At 36.5% G+C, this 25,944-nt stretch carries 21 protein-coding genes and 1 riboswitch; of the genes, 6 read left to right on the top strand and 15 right to left on the bottom strand.

Going from position 1 to position 25,944, the window contains the following annotated elements:
• The 9 genes from GQR60_RS16755 to glmM form a co-directional block, all read right to left on the bottom strand.
• A complete protein-coding gene (locus GQR60_RS16755; RefSeq protein WP_124994038.1) occupies positions 1-720 on the bottom strand; it encodes a tRNA1(Val) (adenine(37)-N6)-methyltransferase in 720 nt (239 codons plus the stop codon).
• 5 nt (positions 721-725) lie between these two features.
• On the bottom strand, positions 726-1,502 hold the full coding sequence (locus GQR60_RS16750; RefSeq protein ID WP_124994037.1) for a TIGR02757 family protein: 777 nt from the start codon (positions 1,500-1,502) through the stop codon (positions 726-728).
• On the bottom strand, positions 1,495-2,154 hold the full coding sequence (locus GQR60_RS16745; RefSeq protein WP_124994036.1) for an ABC transporter ATP-binding protein: 660 nt from the start codon (positions 2,152-2,154) through the stop codon (positions 1,495-1,497). Before GQR60_RS16745 ends, GQR60_RS16750 begins: the two co-directional genes overlap by 8 nt.
• A gap of 9 nt (positions 2,155-2,163) precedes the next feature.
• Complete coding sequence (locus GQR60_RS16740; RefSeq protein WP_124994035.1) at positions 2,164-3,099, bottom strand: calcium/sodium antiporter; 936 nt, start codon at positions 3,097-3,099, stop codon at positions 2,164-2,166.
• A gap of 61 nt (positions 3,100-3,160) precedes the next feature.
• Complete coding sequence (gene tatA, locus GQR60_RS16735) at positions 3,161-3,388, bottom strand: twin-arginine translocase TatA/TatE family subunit (RefSeq protein WP_124994034.1); 228 nt, start codon at positions 3,386-3,388, stop codon at positions 3,161-3,163.
• 133 nt (positions 3,389-3,521) lie between these two features.
• The gene (gene secDF / locus GQR60_RS16730) at positions 3,522-6,497 is read right to left on the bottom strand and encodes a protein translocase subunit SecDF (RefSeq protein WP_124994033.1); all 2,976 of its coding nucleotides are present in this window, start codon (positions 6,495-6,497) and stop codon (positions 3,522-3,524) included.
• Between the two features lie 149 nt (positions 6,498-6,646).
• The gene (locus tag GQR60_RS16725) at positions 6,647-7,075 is read right to left on the bottom strand and encodes a retropepsin-like aspartic protease (RefSeq protein WP_124994032.1); all 429 of its coding nucleotides are present in this window, start codon (positions 7,073-7,075) and stop codon (positions 6,647-6,649) included.
• Between the two features lie 240 nt (positions 7,076-7,315).
• Positions 7,316-8,254 (bottom strand): malate dehydrogenase, encoded by a 939-nt coding sequence (mdh, locus tag GQR60_RS16720; protein WP_101309636.1) that lies wholly within the window; start codon positions 8,252-8,254, stop codon positions 7,316-7,318.
• A gap of 439 nt (positions 8,255-8,693) precedes the next feature.
• Positions 8,694-10,082 (bottom strand): phosphoglucosamine mutase, encoded by a 1,389-nt coding sequence (gene glmM, locus GQR60_RS16715; protein WP_124994031.1) that lies wholly within the window; start codon positions 10,080-10,082, stop codon positions 8,694-8,696.
• Between the two features lie 217 nt (positions 10,083-10,299).
• On the opposite strand from glmM, the gene GQR60_RS16710 reads away from it, so the two are divergent.
• The gene (locus GQR60_RS16710) at positions 10,300-11,796 is read left to right on the top strand and encodes a pseudouridine synthase (protein ID WP_124994030.1); all 1,497 of its coding nucleotides are present in this window, start codon (positions 10,300-10,302) and stop codon (positions 11,794-11,796) included.
• An 81-nt stretch (positions 11,797-11,877) separates the two neighbouring features.
• Here GQR60_RS16710 and ribH read toward each other — a convergent pair whose 3' ends face one another.
• From ribH to ribD, 4 genes are all read right to left on the bottom strand, one after another.
• On the bottom strand, positions 11,878-12,339 hold the full coding sequence (ribH, locus tag GQR60_RS16705) for a 6,7-dimethyl-8-ribityllumazine synthase (protein ID WP_101309634.1): 462 nt from the start codon (positions 12,337-12,339) through the stop codon (positions 11,878-11,880).
• 99 nt (positions 12,340-12,438) lie between these two features.
• Entirely contained in the window at positions 12,439-13,677 is a 1,239-nt protein-coding gene (locus GQR60_RS16700) for a bifunctional 3,4-dihydroxy-2-butanone-4-phosphate synthase/GTP cyclohydrolase II (protein ID WP_124994029.1), read from the bottom strand.
• Between the two features lie 37 nt (positions 13,678-13,714).
• On the bottom strand, positions 13,715-14,374 hold the full coding sequence (locus GQR60_RS16695; RefSeq protein ID WP_124994028.1) for a riboflavin synthase: 660 nt from the start codon (positions 14,372-14,374) through the stop codon (positions 13,715-13,717).
• 58 nt (positions 14,375-14,432) lie between these two features.
• Complete coding sequence (gene ribD / locus GQR60_RS16690; RefSeq protein WP_225441444.1) at positions 14,433-15,605, bottom strand: bifunctional diaminohydroxyphosphoribosylaminopyrimidine deaminase/5-amino-6-(5-phosphoribosylamino)uracil reductase RibD; 1,173 nt, start codon at positions 15,603-15,605, stop codon at positions 14,433-14,435.
• Between the two features lie 46 nt (positions 15,606-15,651).
• A riboswitch (FMN riboswitch) is annotated at positions 15,652-15,770 on the bottom strand.
• 294 nt (positions 15,771-16,064) lie between these two features.
• Between ribD and era the strand changes: the two genes are divergently transcribed.
• The 5 genes from era (at position 16,065) to GQR60_RS16665 (ending at position 21,419) form a co-directional block, all read left to right on the top strand.
• Entirely contained in the window at positions 16,065-16,946 is an 882-nt protein-coding gene (era, locus tag GQR60_RS16685) for a GTPase Era (RefSeq protein WP_124994027.1), read from the top strand.
• Positions 16,947-17,040: 94 nt separating this feature from the next.
• Complete coding sequence (der, locus tag GQR60_RS16680) at positions 17,041-18,348, top strand: ribosome biogenesis GTPase Der (protein WP_124994026.1); 1,308 nt, start codon at positions 17,041-17,043, stop codon at positions 18,346-18,348.
• Positions 18,349-18,477: 129 nt separating this feature from the next.
• Positions 18,478-19,737: a tetratricopeptide repeat protein gene (locus tag GQR60_RS16675; RefSeq protein WP_124994025.1), complete on the top strand. Its 1,260-nt coding sequence runs from the start codon at positions 18,478-18,480 to the stop codon at positions 19,735-19,737.
• A gap of 350 nt (positions 19,738-20,087) precedes the next feature.
• Positions 20,088-20,816, top strand: a complete 729-nt coding sequence (locus tag GQR60_RS16670) for a hemerythrin domain-containing protein (RefSeq protein WP_101309628.1) — start codon at positions 20,088-20,090, stop codon at positions 20,814-20,816.
• 9 nt (positions 20,817-20,825) lie between these two features.
• A complete protein-coding gene (locus GQR60_RS16665; RefSeq protein WP_124994024.1) occupies positions 20,826-21,419 on the top strand; it encodes a response regulator transcription factor in 594 nt (197 codons plus the stop codon).
• On the opposite strand, the gene GQR60_RS16660 is transcribed toward GQR60_RS16665, so the two are convergent.
• Positions 21,420-22,196, bottom strand: a complete 777-nt coding sequence (locus tag GQR60_RS16660) for an MBL fold metallo-hydrolase (protein ID WP_160463505.1) — start codon at positions 22,194-22,196, stop codon at positions 21,420-21,422.
• A gap of 1 nt (position 22,197) precedes the next feature.
• Positions 22,198-25,869 carry an ATP-binding protein gene (locus GQR60_RS16655; RefSeq protein ID WP_124994022.1) on the bottom strand — a complete coding sequence of 1,224 codons (3,672 nt, stop codon included), beginning with the start codon at positions 25,867-25,869 and terminating at the stop codon, positions 22,198-22,200.
• Positions 25,870-25,944: the final 75 nt, after the last annotated feature.

The following is a 25,944-nucleotide window of genomic DNA, read 5'->3' as shown; positions in this document are numbered from 1 at the left end:
TTAAAATTTCAAATAAAAGTCTTTTGTCAGATTTATATATTCAGGAGAATAGACGTGTCTCTGTCCATTTTCCACTATTAATTCAGCGAATTGAGCCTCGCATTTCTGCAAACAAAATTCTAACAAATAACGCTTGGCGGGCTTCCCTGGATTAGGCAGAACAGAAATCTTTCTTTTCAAATAAAACCCTGTTAATCCAGCCAATCTCTGAAAATATTCCCCTTCTTCAACAGGCAGCACAACAGATAAAACTCCTGATTCTGTTAATAAATTCGTGGCTCCTTTCAACAGATCCTCAAAAGGCAAATAATCTGCATGGCGAGCCTGTGTCCGTGTTTCGCATTTCGCTTTTAAACCATTAAGAAAGTAAGGCGGATTACTTACAATCAAATCATACCTGACCGTTGTAATTTGGCAAAATTCCTGAAAAGAAAGATGAAATGCACTCAATCTTGAAGTCCACGGGCAATTTTCGAAGTTATTAATAGCTTGTTGATAAGAAGACAATTCAATTTCAACGGCGTCAATTTTCACATCAGAATTGGTTCTCTGCCCCATCATCATGGCAATCAATCCGGTTCCGGTTCCAATATCCAAAATTCGATTGGCTTTGGAAATATCCGCCCAAGCACCTAAAAGAACTCCATCGGTTCCAACCTTCATTGCAGAGCCATCCTGATCGACCCTAAACTGCTTGAACTCAAAATAATTATTTGCCATTCTTCTTAAAATTTCTCAAAAGCACCCAAACCAAATAAGGCATAGTCATATTTCACAGGATCGTTGGGATCGAATTTCCTAAGGTTTTCGGTTATTTCTTCAACAGCCTGCCAATCGTTTTGTTTCCTGGTTAGCAAACCCAGTTTACGTCCAACATTTCCGGTATGTACATCCAAAGGCAAATACAAATCTGCCGATGAAAGTTGATTCCACAAACCAAAATCTACTCCCCGGTCATCTTTCCGCACCATCCACCTCAAATACATATTCAATCGCTTGGCTGAGGATTTTTTCAAAACATTTGAGATGTGTTTCTGACTTCTGCCCAAATGCTCAGCTTCAAAAAATACGTCTCTAAAATAGGCTAATGCACCTTTTACAGTACCTGAATCATTTGCTCCCTTCGCAAAAACATCTTCCAATCCACCGTAGTTTTTATAGATATTTTGCAATGATTTCAGAAAAAAGATGCAATCATCACCATTAAACGTGCGATGTTTAAAATCCTTAAAAACTTCAAAATCAAGATTGGATGCATTCAGAATAAATTCATGAGGTTGGTGATCCATTCTTTCGACCAGCCATTTTGCATTGCGAATAATTGTAAGTCTTTGTCCCCAGGCAATACTTGCACTTAAGAAACCGGCTATTTCAACATCTTCTTTTTTCGAAAAAGATCGTGGTATTTGTATGGGATCGGTGGTAATGAAAGATTCCCGATTGAATAAATCGTATTTCTCATCCAAAAATTCCTTTAAATCTGTAAATGAAAAATTAGTCATTCCCATCGATCAATCCATCTGAAATACTAATTTTTCGATCGGACATATCCGCCAATTCCGTATCGTGGGTTACAATCACAAATGTCTGATTGAAACGATCACGCAAGGTGAAAAATAATTCGTGAAGCTCCTGACGCGTTTTAGAATCTAAATTACCGGAAGGTTCATCAGCCAAAATTACAATTGGATCATTAATCAGAGCCCTTGCTACTGCAACCCGTTGCTTCTCCCCACCCGAAAGTTCGGAAGGTTTATGATCCATTCTATGACCCAAATTCAGCATTTCGAGCAATTCCTTTGCCTTCGTAATGGCTTCATATCTTGATTTCTTGGCAATATAGGCAGGAATACAAACATTCTCTAAAGCTGTAAACTCAGGAAGCAAATGATGAAACTGGAATACAAAGCCAATGTTCGAATTTCGAAATGCAGATAATTCTTTCTCATTGTATGAAGTAATATCAACACCATCATAAAACACTTTTCCTGAATCGGGTCTGTCCAATGTCCCGAGTATTTGCAAAAGTGTAGTTTTGCCCGCACCACTGGCGCCAACAACAGAAACAATTTCTCCTTTTGTAATATTTAGATCGATTCCTTTAAGAACATTAACCGTTCCAAAACTTTTTTTGATTTGATCAGCAGTTATCATACAGATGAATTACTTCGTGAAAACCAAATATACATAAATCAGATAAACTGCAAGCAGTAAAAATCCTTTCCATCGGTGAAGTTTCCCATTATTCAACGGCAAAATCAACAAAAACAGAAGAAAAGACACCCCCAGCATAATAAGTATATCAAAAGATATGATTGGCTGACTAATGAAAATATTTTTGATAATTGATGTAACTCCCAACACTCCTAAGATATTGAATATATTAGAGCCAATAATATTTCCAATAGAGATATCCATCTCCTTCTTATAAGCTGCCACCGCAGAAGTCGCTAATTCAGGTACTGATGTGCCGAAAGCAACCAAAGTCAATCCGACTACACGTTCACTTACTCCAAAGTCGAGAGCGATATTTTTAGCACTGCCAACCAAAATATCAGCTCCAAAATACAATCCAACCGAGGCAGCAAGAATTAGTAGAACTGCAACAAATATTGAATGTTTGGCTGTTTTAAATCCTATTATTAAATCTCTGTTTTCCTTTCTTGATTTCCAAACTGTCCACACCATAAATACGATCAAAAGAATTACAAAAATAATTCCTTCATAGTACTCTAATTTCTGATTTAAAATAAACACATAAAACAGTAAGGATGCGCCCATCATAAAAGGCCAATCGAACTTTATGGAATTACTGCGAACAGGCAAAGGCATTAATATAGCTGTAAAACCAAGAACGAGGGCAATATTTGCAATATTAGAGCCAATAACATTGCCGACAGCAATATCAGGGCTGCCATGAAGAGCTGCACCCAGACTCACAAAAAGCTCTGGTGCCGATGTTCCAAACGCAACTACAGTAACTCCAACAACAAGTGTAGAAATCTTAAAATGAGAAGATAAGGCCACACCTCCTTTCACCAACAAATTCCCGCTATATAAAAGAATAACGAAACCAATAAAGAGATACAAATAGTCCATTGAATTAAAAAAAAAATTCCACACTGTATATTGGTGGAATGATTAAACCTAGAATATGGGATTACAGCTTCTTAGTAAGGTCATCCTTAAATTCCTTGATATGATCAAGAACTTCAGTTTCCTTTCTGATCTCGGATTTAATATCTTCCGTCGCCCTTTTGAATTCTTTCATTCCTTTCCCCAAACCTTGAGCCAGTTCAGGAATCTTTTTCGATCCGAACAACAACAGAATAACAACTAGTACGACAACAATTTCACCGCCACTAATAAATAAAAGAATATCATTCATTTGATTGAAATTTTAAACAAATATACCGAAGAAATTTTAAATCATGAAGATAGATTGCATTCGATTTGAACCTAAGCAAAAAAAATCCCCCGAACCATACGATTCGGGGGACAATTTTATAATTAATTTCTAATTATTTCTTTTTAGCAATCACTTTAGATACACGTAAACTTGTGTCGTAAGCAATTGGTGTTGCAATGAAAAGTGAAGAATAGGTTCCAACCATTACCCCTACCAACAAAGCAAATGTAAATCCTTGAATTGAAGTTCCCCCGAAAAGGAAGATGGCTAACAAAACAACCATAGTAGATAATGAAGTACTGAAAGTACGACGTAATGTACTATTCAAAGCACTATCCACAACCTCAACACGATCACGTTTTGGATGCAATCCAATGTACTCCCGGATACGGTCAAATACAACCACGGTATCATTAATAGAATAACCCACCACAGTAAGTATTGCTGCAATAAATGCCTGATCAACTTCAAGTGAGAATGGCAGCCATCCGTAACACAATGAAAAGATACCCAACACTATGATTGAATCGTGAGCCAGAGCAACAATAGCTCCAAACCCATACTGCCAGTTTGAGAAACGAAGCATGATGTAAAGGAAAATCACGATAAGAGCAAACAAGATTGACCAAACTGCAGACTGACGAATATCATCAGCAATAGTAGGTCCCACTTTTTGCGACATCTTTCTATTGTTCTCAAGGAAATCTGTTTTAGAAGCTCCATTTAAATATGGTTGTAACCCTGTGTAAAGTAAACCTTCTACTTCATCATCAACTTCGTTTCCTGATTCATCAATTTTATATTTTGTGGTAATTTTCACCTGAGAATCACCACCAAAAGTTTTCACTTCAGGAGCATGCCCGTAAACAGTTTCCAACGACTTAGAAATAGCTTCAACCGAAACATCCTGATCAAAAGCAACAACATATGTTCTACCCCCGGTAAAATCGATACCCTGATTCAAACCTCTTGTTGCAAGAGAACCTATACTAACAAGAATCGCAATACCTGAAATCACATAAAACACTTTTCTTTTCTCAAGAAATTTAATATGTGCATTTCGCAACCAGTTATCGGTAAACTTAGTTGTAAAAGTAATGTTGCGGTTACGTTTAAGAGAACCTTCAATAATTAATCGGGTGATAAAAATTGCAGCAAATAAAGATGAGAAAATACCGACAACCAAAGTAGTTGCAAAACCTTTAATTGGACCTTCTCCAAAAAGATAAAGAATAATACCAGTTAAAAGAGTTGTGATGTTACCATCAATAATCGCAGAATAGGCATTCTTGTATCCATCAGAAATGGCAAGACTCAATCCTTTTCCACCTTTCAGCTCTTCCTGAATACGCTCATAAATCAGTACATTCGCATCCACCGACATACCGATTGTTAATACAATACCGGCAATACCAGGTAATGTCAACACAGCGCCCAGTGAAGCCAGCACTCCAAAAATGAAGAACAAGTTGGCAATCAAAGCAATATTTGCAGTAAGACCTGCACCTTTACTATAGAAGAAAAACATATAAATCAACACCAACACAAAAGCAATGATGAATGACCACATCCCTTTTTGAATAGATTCCTGTCCCAAAGATGGTCCAACAACTTCATCAGCAATAATATGAGCAGGAGCAGGTAATTTACCAGACTTTAATATGTTTGCAAGATCTTTCGCCTCTGCAATGGTGAAATTACCACTGATACTGGACTGTCCGCCTTTTATTTCACTAATTACATTTGGAGCAGAATAAACATATCCGTCCAAAACAATTGCAATTGCGCGGTCAATGTTATCTTTAGTTAAACGAGCCCAAACTTTTGCTCCTTCACCACTCATACTCATCGAAACTTCAGCTTGCGCTTTGTTTTGATCAATTTGCTCACGTGCAGAAGTAACAGCATCACCATCTAACGGAGCTTTTCCATCGCGGCTGGTTACTTTAATTGCAAATAATTCGAATACATTACCACCTTTATCAATAGGTTTAACCCCCCAAAAGAATTTCAAATTACGTGGCATTACTGATTGAACAGCCGGCATTGCCAAAATCTGATTTACTCTGGCAGTATCTTTAATATGAGACATACCAACAACTGCTTTCGATGAACCTCTTTGTGTAGGATTCAAAACAGAAAACAATGGGTATTTTTTTGCAATTTCTTTTGCGTTAAGGTCAGTAGTTGAATCTTTAGCTGTTTCTTCAATTTTGTCCAAAAGAGCAACATCTTCATCTTTTGCCTCTTCCTTCACCTCTTCTTTAGTAGCTTCTTTAGCTGCTTCAGCAGGCTCAGCCATTGTATTGATAGCTGCTAACTTTTCGTTTGCAGCATTTAAATACTGAGTTACTTCGTTAGCACTATAAGTTTCCCAAAACTCCAAACTTGCAGTTCCTTGTAGTAACTTACGTACACGAGCTGCATCTTTAATACCTGGAAGTTCGATAATAATACGTCCCGAAACATCAGCTTTTTGAATATTTGGCTGTGCAACACCGAAACGGTCAATACGGGAACGAAGGATGTTAAAGGTATTATCAATCGCTGCATCAGCTTCTTTTTTAATCACTTTTAACACCTCAGCATTAGAAGCACCAAAAGGAATTTTATCTTTCATCTCTAAAGTTCCGAAGATATCGGGAGAAGATAACTGAGCATTTGGATTGATTGATTCGAACGCTTCACCAAAAAGAACAACAAATTCTTTTTGACTATCTTTTTGCATCGCTTTGGCTTTTTCTATAGCTGCTACAAAAGTTTCATCCTTGCTATTATTGGCCATAGCCTTAATAATATCAATTACAGAAACCTCCATGGTAACGTTCATACCTCCTTTAAGGTCAAGACCAAGGTTCATCTCCAATTCCTTACACTCTTTGTAAGTGTAATCTTTAATCCAAAGAAAATTGTAAACTCCTTCACCCCTAATAGAGTCAAGATAAGCTTGTTCCTTCTTAATATCGCCGGCTCCGAACTCTTGAGCTTCCTTTTCAACTGATTTGGTAACGTAAGTAAATGTCAATTGATACAAACTCACTAACGCAAAGAGTATAGCGAGTAGACGAATCGCTCCTTTATTTCGCATGTGTTTAGGTTTATTTAATTCTTATTTATGTGGTATATAATATTCTTAACCGCAATTAACGCACAAATATATTAATTTTTTTCAAATTCCTTTGTTCAATAATCTCAGGTATTTAACCGACTTTACGTCTTTGGTGAAAGACATGGGATTTAAAGAATTCTCAATTTCAGAATTTTTCTTCCATAATCGATAATTGCTCCGTGTTTTAAAAGAAAGTCACTTCCAAGTAATCCGCAAATTTCCCGCTGACAGTGCTCCATGTACATCTCGTTTATTCCTGCCAAATCAATAATTGCACAATGAAAATCATTTACAAGAAGATCTCCTAATTGGAATGAATCTATCTTAACCATTTCGGTATTTAAACTTCCTTCCCCCAAACCCCGCGACTTTATTTCTGAGGTTTGATACTCAGACAAGGTGTAAGCAGGTACGAAATTCCGGTCTAAAACCGTTTTTGAAGCGCCGGTATCAATCACAAGATCTCCTTCATGACTACTGTTTACTTTACATCTGATTAAAAGATGGAAACTTTCAGTTTCAAGTTCTATTATCTCTATTGGGACTTCAATTTTCATGGGCTTTCTGAACAAAGGACAGCAAATATACCAAAAGAACAGGATTTTGTGCCATAAATTACATAAAACCCTTAAAACATTAACAAAATAATAATCTATCTAAAAATTTTATAAATCCTGATTTACAGATGACATTGTTCAGAATTTAAGGTGGAATTTATTTCTGTTTGATTTTACAAAACAAAAAAGGTTGTCTCTCATGGAGACAACCTCAATATTTTAGTAAATGAAATCTTCTAACTAAGATAGAATATTCATTTCATCTAACACTTTCATTACAGATTTAACAGCTTCTGCTGATCCTTTCAACAATTCCATTTCCTCTGTGTTTAATTTCACTTCGATTACTTTCTCGATACCGTTTTTACCTAAAACAACAGGCACTCCCAAGAAAATATCTTTCATTCCATATTCTCCGTTCAACAGAGCACATACCGGGAAAATTCTTTTTTGATCGCGAACAATGGCTTCTACCATTTGAGCAGCAGCAGCACCTGGAGCATACCAAGCTGAAGTTCCCATCAGGTTTACCAATTCACCACCACCAAATTTAGTTCTTTCGATAATAGCATTCAATTTATCTTCTTCGATCAAATCAGTTACAGGAATACCTGCTACAGTAGTGTAACGAGGAAGTGGAACCATTGTATCTCCGTGTCCACCCATCAACAATGCCTGAATATCCTTAGGAGAAACATTTAATTCTTCAGCAAGAAAAGCACGGTAACGAGCTGTATCCAATACACCAGCCATACCAAATACTTTGTTAGATGCTTTTTTAGCTGTTAAGAAAGCAGCGTAAGTCATAACATCTAAAGGATTTGACACGATAATGATGATTGCATCAGGAGAATGAGCAATTACATTTTCAGTAACCGATTTTACAATACCAGCATTGGTAGCGATTAAGTCATCACGACTCATTCCCGGTTTACGCGGAAGACCTGATGTAATAACAACAACCTCTGATCCAGCAGTTGCTGCATAATCATTAGTTACTCCTTTAACTCTTGTATCGTAATAATTAATCGGAGCAGTTTGCCACATATCAAGAGCTTTTCCCTCTGACAATCCATCTTTAATGTCAACAATAATTACTTCGTTTGCTAATTCCTTTTGGGCAATGCAATTTGCACAAGTTGCGCCAACATTTCCTGCACCTACAACGGTAATTTTCATAAGGCTTTAATCTTTGATTATATCTATTTGTATTCGTATCAATGGAGAATTTTTTCTTTATTGGCTAGCAAATATATACACAATGCCAGAAAATAATTCAGAAAAAGACCTGCTTTTCAACAGTCTCACTTAAATATATAAAAATTAGATAACAATTATCTAACTTCTGACATATTTAACTATTTCAAAACTGGGTATAAACACCCATACAGGCTCTTCTGTTCAATAACGACAAACAGATCTTATTATCAGAAGCCACATTTAGCAAGGAGAATAGAAGTTCCGAGATAAAATTAAATCGGAAGAAATCTGATTAAATCGCTCCAAAAAAGCTTTAAATTTATAAGATCGAAGAAATGCAAACGATTACGGAAAATTTTCTTTTATCAAAAAAAAAAAACGCAGGAAAATTAATCCTGCGCTTCTCAAAAAAAAAATCCTATTTGATTATTTCTTCGATCTCTGAAATAATTTTTTCTGCCAATTGATTTGCAGAATCCTCATTTTCACTCTCCGAATAAATTCGGATAATTGGTTCAGTGTTTGATTTTCGCAGATGAACCCATTCCGATGCAAAATCAATTTTAATCCCATCAATATCGTTCACTTTCTCATTCCTGTATTTTTCTTTCATGGCAACTAAAACCTCATCAACATCAATTTCGGGAGTTAACTGAATTTTATTTTTTGAGATAAAATAGTTCGGATAACTTGCTCTTAACTCCGAAGCTTTTTTCTTTGTTTTTGCCATGTGCGTCAAAATCAAAGCAACCCCAACCAAAGCATCTCTGCCATAATGACTTTCAGGATAAATAATACCTCCATTACCCTCACCACCAATTATGGCATTATTTTCTTTCATTTTGGTAACTACATTCACTTCGCCAACAGCCGAAGCTTCGTATGTTCCTCCATGTTTCTCTGTAACATCGCGCAAAGCACGGGTTGATGAAAGATTTGAAACCGTATTTCCGGGTGTATTTGCCAATACGTAATCAGCACATGCCACCAATGTATATTCTTCACCAAACATGCTTCCATCTTCGTTCACAATAGCCAAACGATCAACGTCAGGATCAACTACAAATCCTAAATCGGCCTTACCTTCCTTCATTACCGAAGCAATTTCAGTTAAATGCTCTGGCAGTGGCTCCGGATTATGAGGAAATTGTCCGTTTGGCTCGCAATATAATTCTACAACATTTTCAACACCCAAAGCTTTCAATAATTGCGGAATTACAATACCACCAACCGAATTTACTGCATCAACAGCAACCGTAAAATTTGCTTTTCTTATTGCATCAGCATCAACCAACTTAAGTGCTAAAACATGATCAATATGTTTTTGAGTGTAATTATCTACATGAGAAAGCTGACCTAAATCATCTACATCGGCAAATAGAAAATCTTCATTATCAGCGATGGAAAGAACAATTTTCCCATCGTTATCGTTCAAAAACTCCCCTTTTTCATCGAGTAGTTTTAATGCATTCCATTGTTTAGGATTGTGACTGGCAGTTAAAATAATACCTCCCTGAGCTTTTTCTTCGGCAACTGCAATTTCAGTGGTTGGCGTAGTTGCCAAGCCAATTTCCACAACATCAATTCCTAAGCCCAAAAGAGTTCCAACCACAAGCATATCGACCATTTCGCCGGAAATCCGGGCATCCCGTCCAACAACTACTTTTACCTTTTGTCCGCTGTTTCTTCGTAATACCCAGGTACCATATGCTGCTGAAAATTTCACAACATCAAGAGGACTTAATCCATCTCCAACCTTACCGCCAATCGTTCCTCTGATTCCGGAAATTGATTTAATTAATGCCATATTATTTATCCAATTTTAATGTTTACTGATTCATAAAAAAGATTCTGAACAAACATTCATCTCTTAATTTGTATGACAAATTTATAATTTCGATCAAGAGTAAAAAAGCAAAATTGAAATTGATTTTCTTTATTTCACTTTTTTAACTGGTGGAATTAATATATTCTTTGATTATTAGTACCTTTGCAGGTTCAGAACAATGATCATTTACTCAAAAATGGAAGAAAAAAAATACGGGAAAGATAGAAAAGAAAAATCTTCTTTTAGATCAAAAACAGAAAACGATAGAAAACCTGGTGGTGCAAATCCTCGATTCAAAAAGGATTCAGAATCACGCAACAATGAGGGGAAATCAGAATATCCCCGACAACGAAGAGATAATTCAGAAAAACCTTTTCAAAGAGACAACACAAGACCACAATCATCAAGAAGATCTGATGGTGACAGTTCGGAAAGAAGTTCCGACAGAAGAAGATCCGGATCGGAAGAACCAAATCGCAAATTTGGCAGGGATTCGGATTCCAGAAATAGAAATACTGGCAGCAGATCAGAAAGTTCTGACAGACGCAGCAGTGATTCTTACAGAAATTCACGAGGTTCTGATTCAAGATCAGGCTCGTCAAGAAGATCTGACGACAACAGATCTGAAAAAGACTCTTACAGAGGAAAACCCCGATTTGGAGACTCAACCCGTAAATTTGGCCGGGATTCAGGATCACGAGATCACAACTTTGGTGGCAGATCAGAAAATTCTGACAGAAGAAGACACAGTGAAGACTCAAACTTCAGACCGGGAAGAGATTTCGACCACTCAAAAAGAGACGAAGAAAGATCAGAATTTACAGGAAACAAAAAAAGATTTGCAAATGATTTTGATGAAGATCAAGATTCTACTGCAAAACCTTATGATCGTTTTAAAAACAAACCTGATAAAGAAACCCTTCAAAAAAAGCATTACAGCAAGAAAAAACAATTGGCTTTTGCTAAACTATCAGGTCCGGAAGATGGTATCCTAAGACTTAACAAATACATTTCGAACACAGGAGCATGCTCAAGAAGAGCTGCAGACCTGCGGATTGAAGAAGGCAGAATAACCGTTAACGGCGAAATTGTTAAAGAGGTTGGCACCAAAGTAAACATTGATGATGTAGTTTGCATGGATGGTAAACAATTGGAGGCCGAAGCAAAAGTCTATTTGGTTTTAAACAAACCCAAAGATTTTGTAACTACTCTTGATGATCCTCTGGGAAGAAAAACGGTTATGGATTTAATTAGTCATGCATGTCCCGAAAGAGTTTATCCTGTAGGAAGACTGGATCGTATGACTACCGGAGTTTTAATTTTCACCAACGATGGCGATTTAACAAAACGTCTTACTCATCCGAGCTACAACAAAAAAAAGATTTACCATGTATTCCTTGACAGACCAATTTCTCAGGAAGAACTAGATCAGGTAATTGCTGGACTGGAATTAGAAGATGGAGCAATTAAAGCTGATGCCATTAGTTTTACAAGTGAAACCGATAAAACTCAGGTTGGAATAGAAATTCATTCGGGCCGAAACAGAATTGTTCGACGCATTTTTGAGCATCTGGGTTACGAAATCGAAAAATTGGACCGCGTACTTTTTGCAGGAATCACAAAGAAAAACATCCCAAGAGGGAAATGGAGATTCCTAAGCGAAAAAGAGGTAAGCATGCTTAAAATATATTAATCGCAATAAGTATCTACTCAGTAGACATTGTATAAAAAAATCCCGGCATCACTGCCGGGATTTTTTTGACATATTGTATTCTTAAAATTGCTTCAGCAAATTAGCCATCTCAATAGCAGATACCGCTGCTTCAAATCCCTTGTTTCCAGCTTTAGTTCCGGCACGTTCAATAGCCTGCTCAATAGAATCGGTAGTTAAAACACCAAAAATAACAGGCACTTCCGAATCTAAGGAAACACTTGCAACACCTTTAGTTACTTCGCTCGACACATATTCAAAATGAGGAGTTGAACCTTTAATTACAGCACCCAAACAAATAACCGCATCGTATTTACCGCTTTTTGCCATCTTCTTGGCAATCAATGGAATTTCAAATGCTCCGGGAACCCAGGCGACATCTACATCATCAGTTGAAGCTCCATGACGGTTGATCGCATCCAAAGCACCTGCTAACAATTTACCTCCAATAAATTCATTAAAACGACCGGCAACAATACCGAATTTTAAATCTTTCGCAATAAGCTTACCTTCAATAATATTCATTTTATTTGATTTTAGATGTGAGAAATGAGATTTCAGCTGTGAGATTACTCTTCTTCAAAAGCAATTCTTGTTACCTCATTCACTCATTAACACATATACTTATTTTATCTTTTTATCATCGTTTTGCAAATTCCACTTTACATCCTGATGCAATAGATGACCCATTTTATTCATTTTGGTCTGCATATAGAATTCATTTTTTTCATTGCAAGTCATTTCAATCTCTTCACGAGCAACAATTTTCAATCCATATCCTTTTAAACCAGCAACTTTCAGTGGATTATTGGTCATTAAAGTCAAATTCTTAACACCCAATTCAGCTAAAATAGCAGCACCAATACCATAATCACGTAAATCGGCCTTAAATCCTAATGCCAGGTTTGCCTCAACAGTATCCATCCCCATATCCTGAAGTTGGTAAGCCTTTAATTTATTAATTAAACCAATCCCCCGGCCTTCCTGACGCATATATAACAACACACCTCTGCCAGCCTCTTCGATTCTCCGCAAAGCTTCCTGCAGCTGATCGCCGCAATCGCAACGCATAGAACCAAACGCATCACCGGTTAAACATTCAGAATGCACCCGAACCAACACTGGTTCAGAAGTATCAATATCTCCTTTTACCAAAGCGACATGATGCTCACCGGTAATTTTATTGACAAAACCATGAGCTCTAAATTCGCCATGTTTTGTTGGCATTGCTGTTTCAGTTACTTTTTCGATTACGCTCTCTGTTTGTCTGCGATACTCAATCAAATCAGCAATCGTAATCATTTTTAAATCATGCTTTTTGATGTATTCTCTGAGCTGAGGAACACGGGCCATGGTCCCATCCTCATTCATAATTTCACAAATTACGCCTGCCGGATACAATCCTGCCATTCTTGCCAGATCAACAGCCGCTTCGGTGTGTCCTGCACGAACCAAAACTCCATTTTTACGCGCTACCAAAGGAAAAATGTGTCCCGGACGGGTAAAATCTTCCGGTTTGGCATTCTTATCAAATACTTTCTGTATTGTATGCGCACGTTCGTGAGCAGAAATACCGGTTGAACAATCTGCAGCATCAATACTTACGGTAAAGGCCGTTTGCTTTGCATCAGTATTATGGTACACCATCATATCAATATTCAACTCATCCAAACGCTCCTTAACAATTGGCATACAAATCAATCCTCCAGCCTGTCGGGCCATAAAATTGATTGCCTCAGGAGTAACCATTTCCGCCGCCATCAGCAAATCACCCTCATTTTCACGATCTTCATCGTCAACCACCACAATCATCTTCCCTAATTTGATGTCTTCAATCGCTTCTTCAATTGTATGAAATTTCATAGTTTTATGTATTGTTGTTTGTTTCCAATTTTACTTTTTATGCAAACCCATTCTCTTTCAGGAAATTCATCGAAATATCCGACTTCCCCACCTGAGCACTTTCCTCATCTCTATGAAGCATGAATTTTTCAATATACTTTGCAGTCATATCGCATTCCAGATTTACTTTTTCTCCCTTTTTCTTAGAAGTTAAAGTTGTATCTTCCTGTGTAAGCGGAATAATTGAAACTTTAAAAATTTTCTCATCCACATAAGCCACAGTCAAACTGATACCATCAATGGCAACAGAACCTTTCTCCACAATATATTTCAATATATTATCAGGTGCCGCAATGCTAACCCAAATGGCATTATCATCTTGCTCCCTGCCTACAACTTCGCCCAAACCATCGATATGTCCACTTACCATATGACCACCCATCCGGTCGCCAACTCGAAGAGCCCGCTCTAAATTCACGCGGCTTCCCGCTCCCAACAATCCGAAATTTGTTCGGCTCATTGTCTCCGGCATAACATCTGCCGAAAAACCGGTAGAATTAAAGCTAACCACTGTCAAACAAATTCCATTGGTTGCAATACTATCACCCAGCTTCACATCATCCATAATTTTACGGGCCGAAACAGTCAATCGAATTGACTTGCCTCCACTTTGAATGGACTTAATGCTTCCTATTTCTTCAATTAAACCTGTAAACATTTTTTCAATTATCAGTTATTGGTAAACAGCTATCAAATTACAAAGCATCCACTATCTGCTACACTTTTTTTATTTTCCCTGTCAGCATCAGATCATTTCCAAGCTGACCTATTATAATATTCTCCAATTCGATGGCATCTTTCATGAATTTGATTCCTTCGCCGCCAACGGGTGATTTAGAATTGGCACCACCAATAATTTTAGGTGCAATAAACGACATTACCTCATCAACAATACCTGCTTCCAAAGCCGAAAAGTTAAGCGTTGCTCCTCCTTCCAGTAAAATTCCATCAATGCCCTCACTTCCAAGCTTCACCATTAAATCAGCAAGATCAACTCTTCCATTTTTGGATTTTGCAATGATCACGGAATTTCCTAAGTCTTCAATTTGTGCAATCTTTACAGAGTCAACTTTATCTGTTACAGCAACAATTGTTTTGGCCTGAACACCCGTATTCAGTATTTTTGATTCCAAAGGAATCCGGGCACTACTGTCTACCACTATCCTTACCGGATTTCGTCCTTCTCCTTTTCCCAATCTGGTCGTCAGCATCGGATCATCGGCAATCACCGTATCAACACCAATCATGATTCCTGCCAGTTCATTTCTTAACTGATGAACCCTTGCCCGTGATTTTTCGTTGGAAACCCAACGGGAATCACCCGTTTCACTGGCAATCTTCCCATCCAGAGTCATGGCTGTTTTCATCACCACATAGGGAATTTTATTTTGAATAAATTTCAGAAAAACACGGTTCATCTGACTTAATTCTTCGCACAAATAGCCGTATTCAACCTCAATTCCGTTATCCTCAAGTAATTTTACTCCTTTTCCCGCCACCAATGGGTTCGGATCCAACATCCCAATCACCACTTTCCCAATTTTATTTTTCACAATTGCTTCAGCACAAGGCGGTGTTTTACCATAATGGGAACATGGCTCCAAAGTCACATACATTGTTGCCCCTTCAACAGATTCTGTTGCTGATCGAAATGCATTTACCTCGGCATGCGGACCACCAAAGAACTCATGATATCCCTCGCCAATAATTTGATTATCACGAACAATAACAGCACCAACCAAAGGATTAGGATTTACTCTTCCTATTCCCTTTTTAGCCAACTCGAAGGCTCTTTGCATGTATTGATACTCTTTACTCATCTGCATAAAAACAAAAAGCCCTGAATAGTTCATTAAACTATTCAGGGCATCTATTATAGGTATAGCCAAACGGAAACAATTTCCATTGACATGAAATCAATCAAATTGATCAATTGTTTTTCTTCTCCCATCCAGACTGTACTGTCGGTACTGGAATCACACCAGTTCAATCTCGTTAAAGATTCGCGGACTATCACCGCCGGTCGGGAATTTCACCCTGCCCTGAAGAAACAATAAAATATTTAGAACAAAGTTTTCATTCCTTATTCTGCTACAAATATATAGTTTTAGAAAATAAAAACAAATCGCACAAACAGTCTTTACAACACACTGTAAATTCAAAACATTAAAACTTAAGCCACACTAACGCTTCGAATTAGGACTTTTAAACCATTACATATTGGTATTTCTATAAAAAAAACTCCAACAAGTTCTTTATTCCATCTTAATGAGTGGCAGACATTTTCGTAAATGGTATTAATTGTACTATCTTTGCAAAAATTTTTAAATCACTAAATTGGAGTACATATGCCTCATAAATCAGGTTTTGTAAATATTATTGGAAATCCCAACGTTGGGAAATCAACCTTAATGAATAATTTGGTTGGGGAACGCATCTCAATTATTACGTCGAAATCACAAACCACGCGTCACCGGATTAAAGGAATTGTTAATGGTGATGATTTTCAAATTGTATACTCTGATACACCAGGAGTTTTGCAGCCAAACTACAAACTTCAGGAGTCGATGATGAAATTTTCAACTTCGGCATTGGTTGATGCTGACGTTATTTTATATGTTACCGACGTTATTGAAACCATCGATAAAAACGAAGAATTCCTTAAGAAGGTACAAAATTCTGACATCCCGGTTCTTTTGCTGATCAACAAGATTGATTTATCTGATCAGGAAAAATTAAATAAACTGGTAGATAGATGGAAAGTAACACTTCCTAAAGCTGAAATATTCCCAATGTCGGCAACAGAGAATTTTAACGTTCCGAATTTGTTTAACCGCATTTTGGAATTATTACCTGAAGGTCCTCCTTTTTTCGCAAAAGACGAACTAACTGATAAACCATCCCGTTTTTTTGTAAATGAAATTATCAGAGAGAAAATACTGACTAACTACGACAAAGAAATTCCATATTCGGTAGAGGTTGCCGTTGAAGAATTCAAGGATGAGCCTAAAATAATCAACATTATGGCAGTAATTAATGTTGAACGAACTTCTCAAAAAGGAATCATCATTGGACACCAGGGCAAAGCACTGAAGAAAGTTGGAACTGAAGCCCGACTGGACATGGAAAAATTCTTTGGGAAAAAAGTGTTCTTAAAACTATACGTTAAGGTTGCAAAAGACTGGAGAAGCAAAGACTCTCAGCTAAAGAATTTTGGATACAATCAATAAGTTCAAAACTGTATTGACAAATCGAAGAAATCTTTAGGATTTTAATCAATTGAATAAGAATTACACGCAGAGATTGCGTTAGAAAAATAAAATAATGAGCAATATAGTTGCAATCGTAGGAAGACCAAATGTTGGAAAATCTACACTTTTTAATCGATTATCGGGTACTAGAAAAGCAATCGTAAACGAAACTGCCGGTGTTACCCGTGATCGTAATTACGGAAAATCTGAATGGAATGGCATAGAATTTTCTATTATTGATACCGGAGGCTACGCTACCAATTCAGACGATATTTTTGAAGAGGAAATCCGCAAACAGGTAATGATTGCCATTGAGGAAGCCGATTCTATTTTATTTGTTTTAGATGTACAGCACGGAATCACAGATTTAGATTCGGCTGTTGCAGGAATACTTCGCCGCACCAAAAAGAAAGTTTATTTGGTTGCAAATAAGGCTGACAATGCGGATTTAATTTTTGCAGCGAACGAATTCTATTCAATTGGTCTGAGCGGACAGGTTTTTCCAATTTCATCGGTTAATGGATCGGGAACAGGAGATTTACTGGATGCTGTAGTAAATGATTTTGAGATCAAACCAAACGACGATGATGAAGGTCTGCCAAGAATAGCATTTGTTGGTCGTCCAAACGTAGGAAAATCATCAACTGTGAACGCTTTGGTTGGAATCGACCGAAATATTGTGACTGATGTTGCAGGAACAACAAGAGATTCAATTCATACCCGATTTCAAAAATTCGGTCATGATTTTATCATGGTAGATACTGCCGGAGTTCGCAAGAAACCAAAAGTGCACGAAGATCTTGAATTCTATTCGGTAATGCGATCAATCAGAACAATTGAAAGCGCTGATGTTTGTGTGTTGATTTTAGATGCAACCCGTGGTGTAGAAGCTCAGGATTTAAGTATTCTCGACATTATTCTCAACAATCGCAAAGGAGTTGTAATCATGATTAACAAATGGGATTTGGTGGATAAAGAAACCAATACCATGAAAGAATTCGAAGAAGAAATTAGAAATCGAATTGCACCATTTAAAGATGTTCCAATTATTTTCACCTCTGCCATTACAAAACAACGATTAATTCAAGTTTTGGAATCCGCGCTTGAGGTTTATGAGAATCGTATTCGTAAAATACCAACATCGGAACTAAACAATGTGATGCAAAAAGTAATTGCAGCTCTTAATCCTCCTGCGTTGAAAGGGAAATTTATTAAAATAAAATATGTAACTCAATTACCAACTCACGCACCAACATTTGCATTCTATTGCAATCTGCCTCAATACATTAAAGATCCTTACAAAAGATATCTTGAGAATCAGATCCGCAAAAACTGGTCATTTACCGGGGTGCCGATTCAAATTTTTGTGAGAAAAAAATAAGTGTTGTACACAGCACAATCATTAGCCGATTCAGTTTTTCTGAGTCGGTTTTTTTTGTCATTAAAGGGAAAAATATTTTTGATAACTAAAATTTTAGTTATATTTAAATCCTAATCATAAACCCAAGACATGAAACAAATCATCCTCCTACTTCTGTTAAGTATAGCAATTAACATTCCTGCAAGTTTTTCTCAAAAAGCAACTAAGGTAGATCAACTCCTGTATTCGGAACAATACTCCAAAGCAATTCCAATGCTTGAGCAAATGATAAAAAAAGACAGCTTAAACAGTCTCTTGTATTTTCAACTTGGCAAAGCCTTTCAAAACCTTAACAAAGACAAATTAGCCATCATCAATTATCAAAAAGCTAACTCTTTAAACAATAATTCCAAAACAATACTCTTGAATTTAAGTTCCTGTCTGTACTCATTAGGAAATTATCCCGGAGCAGAGAAATATCTTTCCAATTTACATTCCATTGATTCCTCTGATTATCAAATCAACTTACTTTTGGCAAAAACCCTTTCCGGTCAAAATAAACTCAAAGAAAGCTTAAAAGTCTATAAACAAATCATCCAAACGGATTCTTTAAATCCTTTCATTTACAAACAAATAGGGAATTTAAAAGATCGAATGCAGGATTTCACAGGATCTTTGTCTTCTTATATGATTTCGTACGAACTCAACCCTGATGACTTATCTGTATTGGTTCATATTATTCAACAGCTTTATGAAATGACCGCTTACCAGCAAGCATTGGAATACTGCTCAAATGGATTGGCAACCTATCCGGACAACACCATACTACTAAAGAAAAAGGCTCAGGTTTTAATTGGATTGGAATGGTACGACAATGCCTTAACAATTTTAAAAGATCTTAAAGCATCCAACAACCTAACTGCAGCCGAACACAGACAACTGGGAATTTGCTACATGCAGACCCGGCAATATGAAGATGCATTAACTGCTTTTGCAAGTTGTGGCCCGACCTTTGAAAAAGACCCAATGATTAATTTCCATACAGGAATTTGTTATGCCCGATTGAATCAACACGAGAAAGGGATTAAATTTTTGGAAGATGCTCTTTTTTATATCACTTCACCTATTGAGGCCTCAATGCATTTGTATTTGGCAAAATCGTACGGAGCAACCAGACAATTTGAAAAAGCGACAGCATCCTATCTGAATCTTCTTGAAATAGACAACACAAACCCAGATATTCTTTACGAAATTGCAACAACCTACGAAGAGTATGGGGAAAATAAAGATAAAGCACTGGATTATTACACCAAATTCCTCCAGCAAACCTCCGACATAGACGATCCTAAATATGAATATGCAAAATCGCGAATACTTCATATCAAGGAAATCATTCACTTCGGGAGATAATACCAATTAGTATTTGAATTGAAAATCAACGAAATCAAATAATCCCTATCTGCGCAGGCTTGACATTGATTGTCAAATATCTATCGGCATTGCACCGACTCATCTTAATTTTAAAATGGGATAATATACCTATAAGTAGGTATTGTCCGCAAATTTGGAGAAACTAATTTTGTACAGATAGAACATGCCGGCGACAACTGAAACCAAATGGTATTCAAAAAATCTTTTGCCATAAGATAATTTTTAGTGTTATTCCTACATTTGGTTTCGGTTTCCTGCGGCATTCTTCATGCGTTTTTTGCGAATATTCCACACTTTTTATTAATTTAGATTAATTAAAAAAACAAGCTATGCGTATTAAAAAGGATATGAAGCTGGCTGATGTAATTCAATTGAATTATATGCTCATTCCAGTCATTCACCGTTTTGGAATCAATTTGGGATTTGGGGACAAAACCGTTGCTGATGTTTGCAGGGAAAACGAGGTCGACATAAACTTCTTTTTACAGCTTGTAAACGCATATCACGATAAAGACTACTTCCCAAAAGAAGAGCTTCAAACTATTCCGGTTAAGAACATTGTCAACTATCTTAAAATGACTCATTCAAGTTATTTAAATGATAAATTATCAGAGATTGAACAAAAAATTATCTCTCTGCAATCGGAAGACACTGAAGATCAGAAATACATTCTGCTGATCAGAAACTTCTTTGAGGGATATAAATCTGAGCTGACAGAACACATTATGCATGAGGAAAATGTTGTTTTCCCATATGTTTTAGCCGTTGAAGAAATCATTAAGAATCAAAATTTTACAGAAAGAAACCGTGAAATTTTCGAATCATTTTCCATTGAAAAATACGAGGAAGGGCATAATGATGTAGAAGAAAAACTGATGGATTTAAAAACCATCATGATCAAATATCTTACGCCTCCGGCAAACAGCACACTTTACCATACAATTATACAGGATCTGTTCAAATTAGAGGAAGATTTGAACTATCATTCCAGAATTGAGGATAAGGTACTAACTCCTAAAGTTATCTTAATGGAAAAATCGATCTGCAATCTTATTTAAATTCTAACTATGGCAAGATCTACGATTCTTATTGCTGATAATTCGTGCATGATCCGAAAAGGACTCCGGTCAATTCTTCAAAATCTGGAGAATTCTGAGGTGATTCAGCTCATCGATAATAAAGAGGATGTATGCGGAATTGTGCACAAAAGAAAACCGGATATTCTCATTATTAATCCAGACATGCTGCCCGGTGATTGTCTGGATGCAAAGAGGGAATTTTTCAATGAAAATAAACTCTCTCTGATCTTGTTATCGAACAAGAAAAACCTTAAAAATGACTTAAAGGCAGATGGTTATATCAATTATATGGATGGGCAAAATACCATTCTTGATATGATGCAGGAAATTCTAAATAAAAATAACAAAAGTTCATTTCCTGATAAAAATTCAGAAACAATTAGTTCCCGTGAGAAAAATATCTTAAAACATATTGCTCTTGGATTAACCAACAAAGAAATTGCCGATCAATTATTCATCAGCATTCATACCGTGGTCACTCACCGTAAAAACATCACACAAAAATTGGGTATTAAATCTGTATCCGGATTAACGGTATATGCAATTTTGCACAATCTTATTTCTATGGACGAGGTAAAATAGTTACAATTCTACCTCAACTCCGGCTTCTAAATTTATCGTTTTAAAATATTTTTTAAACTCATCCTGAACAAGAAAGCTTGTGCAATGTGTTGCTCCTAATATTTCCAATTTCTCTTCCTGAAAAAAGTCTGTGGTTTTCTGAAAAACTTCATCCAGTTTCTTTAAATGAAAACCTCCCAACACCGCATAAACCTTATCCTCCCCACAAACCTCTTTTGCGTAAGCCACCGTATTGCAAATTCCGGCGTGCGCACACCCGCTGATGACTATTAATCCTTTTTCGCTCTTAATGGCAAGTGCAGAATCATCAGCAACAAAATCCGGCGATCCGTCTTCCAGAAGAAAAGTTGTTGATTGGGATTCAAAATCGTTTAATCGTGGAATTTCACCCAGATAAACCATTTTCTCACTGATCCAAACCGGCAATTTTGATTCCTTTAATTCGAATTGTGAAGCAATCTCTTTTCTTGTCATTTTTAGGCCAACAGTAGTCTTGCTTTCCTTTCGAAAACGAAGAGAAAATGAATCGGGATGTGTAATCAAACGTTTCCCTGACACAAACTGCAAACCATCACCATGATCCCAATGACCATGACTCAAAACCAGAGTATTGATTTCATCCAAATCAACACCCATTTTTCCCGCATTCTCGATAAAAAGGGAATTTGGTCCAACATCAAATAAAATTTTCTCATCGGCCTCAATCACAGCCGAAAAACCATGAACTGCCTCAAAACCATCTTTCGCGGTATTATCTACCAGTATTTTTATAATCATCTTATATCTCTTTTCTTTTAGGAATCCGAACAATAAAACAAGATCCAATATGCCTCTCCGATTCAACCCAAATGCTTCCGTTAGCATTCTCAACAATATTTTTAACAATCGATAAACCCAATCCCATACCACTCGATTTTGTTGTAAAGTTAGGTGAAAACAACTTCTCTTTAATCTCCGGGTTAATTCCGGAACCATTATCAATTACACTTACCTGATAATCAGAATTTATATCCTCTAACTCAATTACAACCTGAGCTAGGTTTTCTTCCGGAATAGATTGAATCGCATTGTTAATTAAATTCACAAAAACGCGAACAAACTGTTCTTTGTCAACAAAAACACTTGCATTCTCAATGGAATTCAAATCGAGTTTCAAATCAAAATCATCGTTCTTAAACAAATCAACTGTATGTTCGAGAATTTCAACCAAATTTAAATTCTCATTTTTGGCTGCCGGCATCTTTGCAAAATTCGAAAATGCAGTAGCAATAGATGACAAAGCATTAATTTGCTCTATTAATGTTTTACTCACACGATTAAAATGCTCTTCCCAATTTGGTGTTTTGTCCTCGAAGCGTTTCTGCAGAAACTGAATACTTAATTTCATTGGGGTTAATGGATTCTTAATTTCATGAGCAATTTGCTTTGCCATTTCCCGCCATGCAGATTCCCGCTCCGATTTTGCCAAACGGGAAGCACTCTCTTCAAGCTCAATAAGCATTTGATTATATTCCTTCACCAAACTACCTATTTCATCATTTTTAGTATATTCAATTTGCTCACCATACGAACCAAAACGTGTTGCCTTCAGTCTGCTCTGAATTAAACGAAGCGGATAAGTTATTTTATTCGATATAATTACCGAAAGAAAAATGGCCAGCAAAATCATCAATACATGAAGATTTACCCCGGCAAGAATTAAATTAAACATTTCTTTTTCCAGCTCTTTGCTTTTTAGGAAATAAGGGAGATTTACAAATGCAATGGTTTCATTATTTTCATCAACCAAAGATTCGTAAGCCGACAAGTAAGACATTTTCCCAATTTGTTCTTTATGAATAAAATGAGTTCGCTCATTAAAAAAAAGTTGATCGTAAGCGGCAAAATTCATCCTCTTCCCCTGCAGTTTTTTCTCAAATATCTCTGGTCTGGATGTTGCAATCAATTTCCCTGACAAATCATACAAATGAATATCTGCAAAAATCAAATTTGACAATTGCCTTAATTGATCTGTTAACACCTCTGATTTTTGTGAACTATCACCCGATAAATCCCGAATTACCTCACGTTTAACCAACAGTAACTTCTCTTGCAGACTTCTGCTATTCGCTTCGTTGGCCTGATTAATGTTATAATATACCGTACCCCCACCCAACAAAAGGAAGAATAGCATCAGCAGACCAATAATTGAATATTGAATCCGGTATTTGAAACTTAGATTTATTCTGAATTTAGAAGAAACCTTCTCAAGCATCCAAATACAAAATCCAAAAACATAAAAAAGAACAAAAACATACGGAATGGTTATCCCTCTGTCATACCATGATACTGAAGGGCAACTCACTACAACAGCATTATTACCAAACTTATATACCAAATGGTCGTACCCATCAATCTGTTTCCAGAAAAAATCGGCAGAACTTTCACCAAATCCGGCATTACTCATGAAATAATTGAATTTGCCGGAAGAAGCAATCAGCTTCCCATTTTGATATTTCCCATACGAATATTCATGACTTACCGGGCGCAAATCAACTTTTTCATCCAACAACAAATCCGGATATCCTAAACCCTCATTGCCAAATTTAGAATCGAGACGCAGGTAAATTTTAACCTCATCGGAAGCAAACGATGGATTGGAAATAACACCTAAATATGAAACCATCCCATCAAACTCATTCAAGTAGTAAAAATTACTATTCGGAATGGGTTCACCCGTTGTCACAATCATTTCTTCAAAAAACTCAAAACAATTTCTGATCTGATTATCGGGCTCAATATTTAAGTCATCTATGTTGCTGCAAATAGTAACCTGAAGATGATATTGCTCCCAAAATCCTGTAAAGTATTTATTTTGAATATAGTCTGCTATTTCAGGTTCATTTCTAAAAGGTTGCTTGCACAAATCTTTCAATATTGAATCCTGATCGAGTTTCTCTTGAATTTCCATCAAAAAAAATTCAGAAGTTGGATCATATTCTGTAGAAAGATTCATTGCCACCACTTGTCTATCCTGTTTTTCCTTTTGGCTGGAGAAAGAATTGATCCTATTGGTAACAAAGATTGAAACACCTAAAAGCAAAGCCACATATAAAGAATATCGGCCTCCCTTATCTTTCTGATAATTTATGAGACCCAAGACAAAAACCATCAAAATTGGAAAGCCCAGAGTTACAGCATCGGGTTTTACAGAATTGAAATAATAAAATATCAAACTTAAAACTATGGATACAGGAATAACTGCGAGTAAATAAGTTTTTAAATTCCAATGATCCCGGGCAATTTGGCCTAATAGATTTGCAATTTGTCCCAGAGCATAAAATAAAAAAATCAAAATGGCAAAACCTATAAAAACATAAATTCCATTGTCCTGAAATACAAACATCTGCAAACTAAAGCTAGAGTCAAAAATCAAGCTTTCAAACAAATCCTCGATTGTAAAATACAGTAGATAAAACAGTATTAAATGCACATAAATCCATCCGGCAACCTGATATGAACTTTTAGGCTTGAAGAATTGATTGCTTACCAAAAACCTTGAATAGGTATAAACGAAAACAAATAAAAAGAACGAGTTGATTACAAAATCGCCTAAGGATGGAAAGAAAAATGAACTCGCAAATAAAACAGGCGAAAAGATCTCAAACTTTGAAAAAACAGCAGGAAATCCCCAAAGCAGCATAAAATATCGTAAAAGCACCAAACCTGCTCCCCAAACAAGAAAAGCTGAAAGACCTAATTTCAAATCTTTTAATTGCCGCAGTAAGATACTGAAGAATACTAAACCAGACAGAATCGCCAATAAATACAGTAAACCCACTCCTTTTTGTCCCCTTCTGCTGCCCATTCCCGCATTATCATCCGATAAAGAAAACAAGAATTTGCCATCAGAATTGCTAACAGAAGCTCCCACATTCGGATGTAAAGAAATATCAAAAGAATCGGGGATGAAAAAATCCGGCCCAAAATGATTTTTCAGAAATTTATTCTGATATGGATAAATCTTTTTTAAAAGTAAGAATCCATAAAGATCAATTGAATCCACCTTCTGTTTTTGCATAAAATAGAATCCATCATCCAGCCGGACAACCAATGAATTCTCTTCTTCAAGAAAGCTTTTCTCAGGTATCAGAAATGAATTATCGCTCCAAAACAACAAACTATCTTGTTTATAGGCAACTAGAACAAATCCATCTTTTTTTAGGTCCTTCTCAAACTCAGAAAAGCTATCGTATTTTTGAAGTACTCCATCCTTTTTTGCGATTGCAGTCTGCAGTTCGCCAAGATCATTTTTCAGCAGCTGTTCTTTTCTCTCCAGAACCTGCCGGGCATGATTGGCCACATTTGCAAGGCGGTCATTTTGCCTAAAATAATACTCTGTAGAAACTGCCAACAGAAGAAATACCAACGTTAAAATCGCAGGAATATATTTGAGAAGTCTATTTTTCAATTCGGATAGTTTTGAAATGTTTTATTGCAGATACAAAATTCATGCTAAACTCCTCACAAATTAGCATAATTAGTT

This window comes from Labilibaculum euxinicum (genome assembly GCF_009795715.1).
GTDB lineage: Bacteria > Bacteroidota > Bacteroidia > Bacteroidales > Marinifilaceae > Labilibaculum > Labilibaculum euxinus.
Note: the sequence above shows the minus strand (reverse complement) of the source record. Positions and strands in the feature narration are given on the sequence as shown.

What these genes read in the sequence shown, in the direction of transcription:
- der (WP_124994026.1), top strand. Translation starts at nt 17,041, where the DNA reads ATGAGCAATATAGTTGCAATCGTAGGAAGACCAAATGTTGGAAAATCT.
- GQR60_RS16750 (WP_124994037.1), bottom strand. Translation starts at nt 1,502, where the DNA reads ATGACTAATTTTTCATTTACAGATTTAAAGGAATTTTTGGATGAGAAA.
- GQR60_RS16745 (WP_124994036.1), bottom strand. Translation starts at nt 2,154, where the DNA reads ATGATAACTGCTGATCAAATCAAAAAAAGTTTTGGAACGGTTAATGTT.
- GQR60_RS16675 (WP_124994025.1), top strand. Translation starts at nt 18,478, where the DNA reads ATGAAACAAATCATCCTCCTACTTCTGTTAAGTATAGCAATTAACATT.
- GQR60_RS16725 (WP_124994032.1), bottom strand. Translation starts at nt 7,075, where the DNA reads ATGAAAATTGAAGTCCCAATAGAGATAATAGAACTTGAAACTGAAAGT.
- GQR60_RS16700 (WP_124994029.1), bottom strand. Translation starts at nt 13,677, where the DNA reads ATGAAATTTCATACAATTGAAGAAGCGATTGAAGACATCAAATTAGGG.
- tatA (WP_124994034.1), bottom strand. Translation starts at nt 3,388, where the DNA reads ATGAATGATATTCTTTTATTTATTAGTGGCGGTGAAATTGTTGTCGTA.
- GQR60_RS16710 (WP_124994030.1), top strand. Translation starts at nt 10,300, where the DNA reads ATGGAAGAAAAAAAATACGGGAAAGATAGAAAAGAAAAATCTTCTTTT.
- secDF (WP_124994033.1), bottom strand. Translation starts at nt 6,497, where the DNA reads ATGCGAAATAAAGGAGCGATTCGTCTACTCGCTATACTCTTTGCGTTA.
- era (WP_124994027.1), top strand. Translation starts at nt 16,065, where the DNA reads ATGCCTCATAAATCAGGTTTTGTAAATATTATTGGAAATCCCAACGTT.
- mdh (WP_101309636.1), bottom strand. Translation starts at nt 8,254, where the DNA reads ATGAAAATTACCGTTGTAGGTGCAGGAAATGTTGGCGCAACTTGTGCA.
- GQR60_RS16665 (WP_124994024.1), top strand. Translation starts at nt 20,826, where the DNA reads ATGGCAAGATCTACGATTCTTATTGCTGATAATTCGTGCATGATCCGA.
- GQR60_RS16660 (WP_160463505.1), bottom strand. Translation starts at nt 22,196, where the DNA reads ATGATTATAAAAATACTGGTAGATAATACCGCGAAAGATGGTTTTGAG.
- GQR60_RS16740 (WP_124994035.1), bottom strand. Translation starts at nt 3,099, where the DNA reads ATGGACTATTTGTATCTCTTTATTGGTTTCGTTATTCTTTTATATAGC.
- GQR60_RS16670 (WP_101309628.1), top strand. Translation starts at nt 20,088, where the DNA reads ATGCGTATTAAAAAGGATATGAAGCTGGCTGATGTAATTCAATTGAAT.
- glmM (WP_124994031.1), bottom strand. Translation starts at nt 10,082, where the DNA reads ATGGCATTAATTAAATCAATTTCCGGAATCAGAGGAACGATTGGCGGT.
- GQR60_RS16755 (WP_124994038.1), bottom strand. Translation starts at nt 720, where the DNA reads ATGGCAAATAATTATTTTGAGTTCAAGCAGTTTAGGGTCGATCAGGAT.
- ribH (WP_101309634.1), bottom strand. Translation starts at nt 12,339, where the DNA reads ATGAATATTATTGAAGGTAAGCTTATTGCGAAAGATTTAAAATTCGGT.
- GQR60_RS16695 (WP_124994028.1), bottom strand. Translation starts at nt 14,374, where the DNA reads ATGTTTACAGGTTTAATTGAAGAAATAGGAAGCATTAAGTCCATTCAA.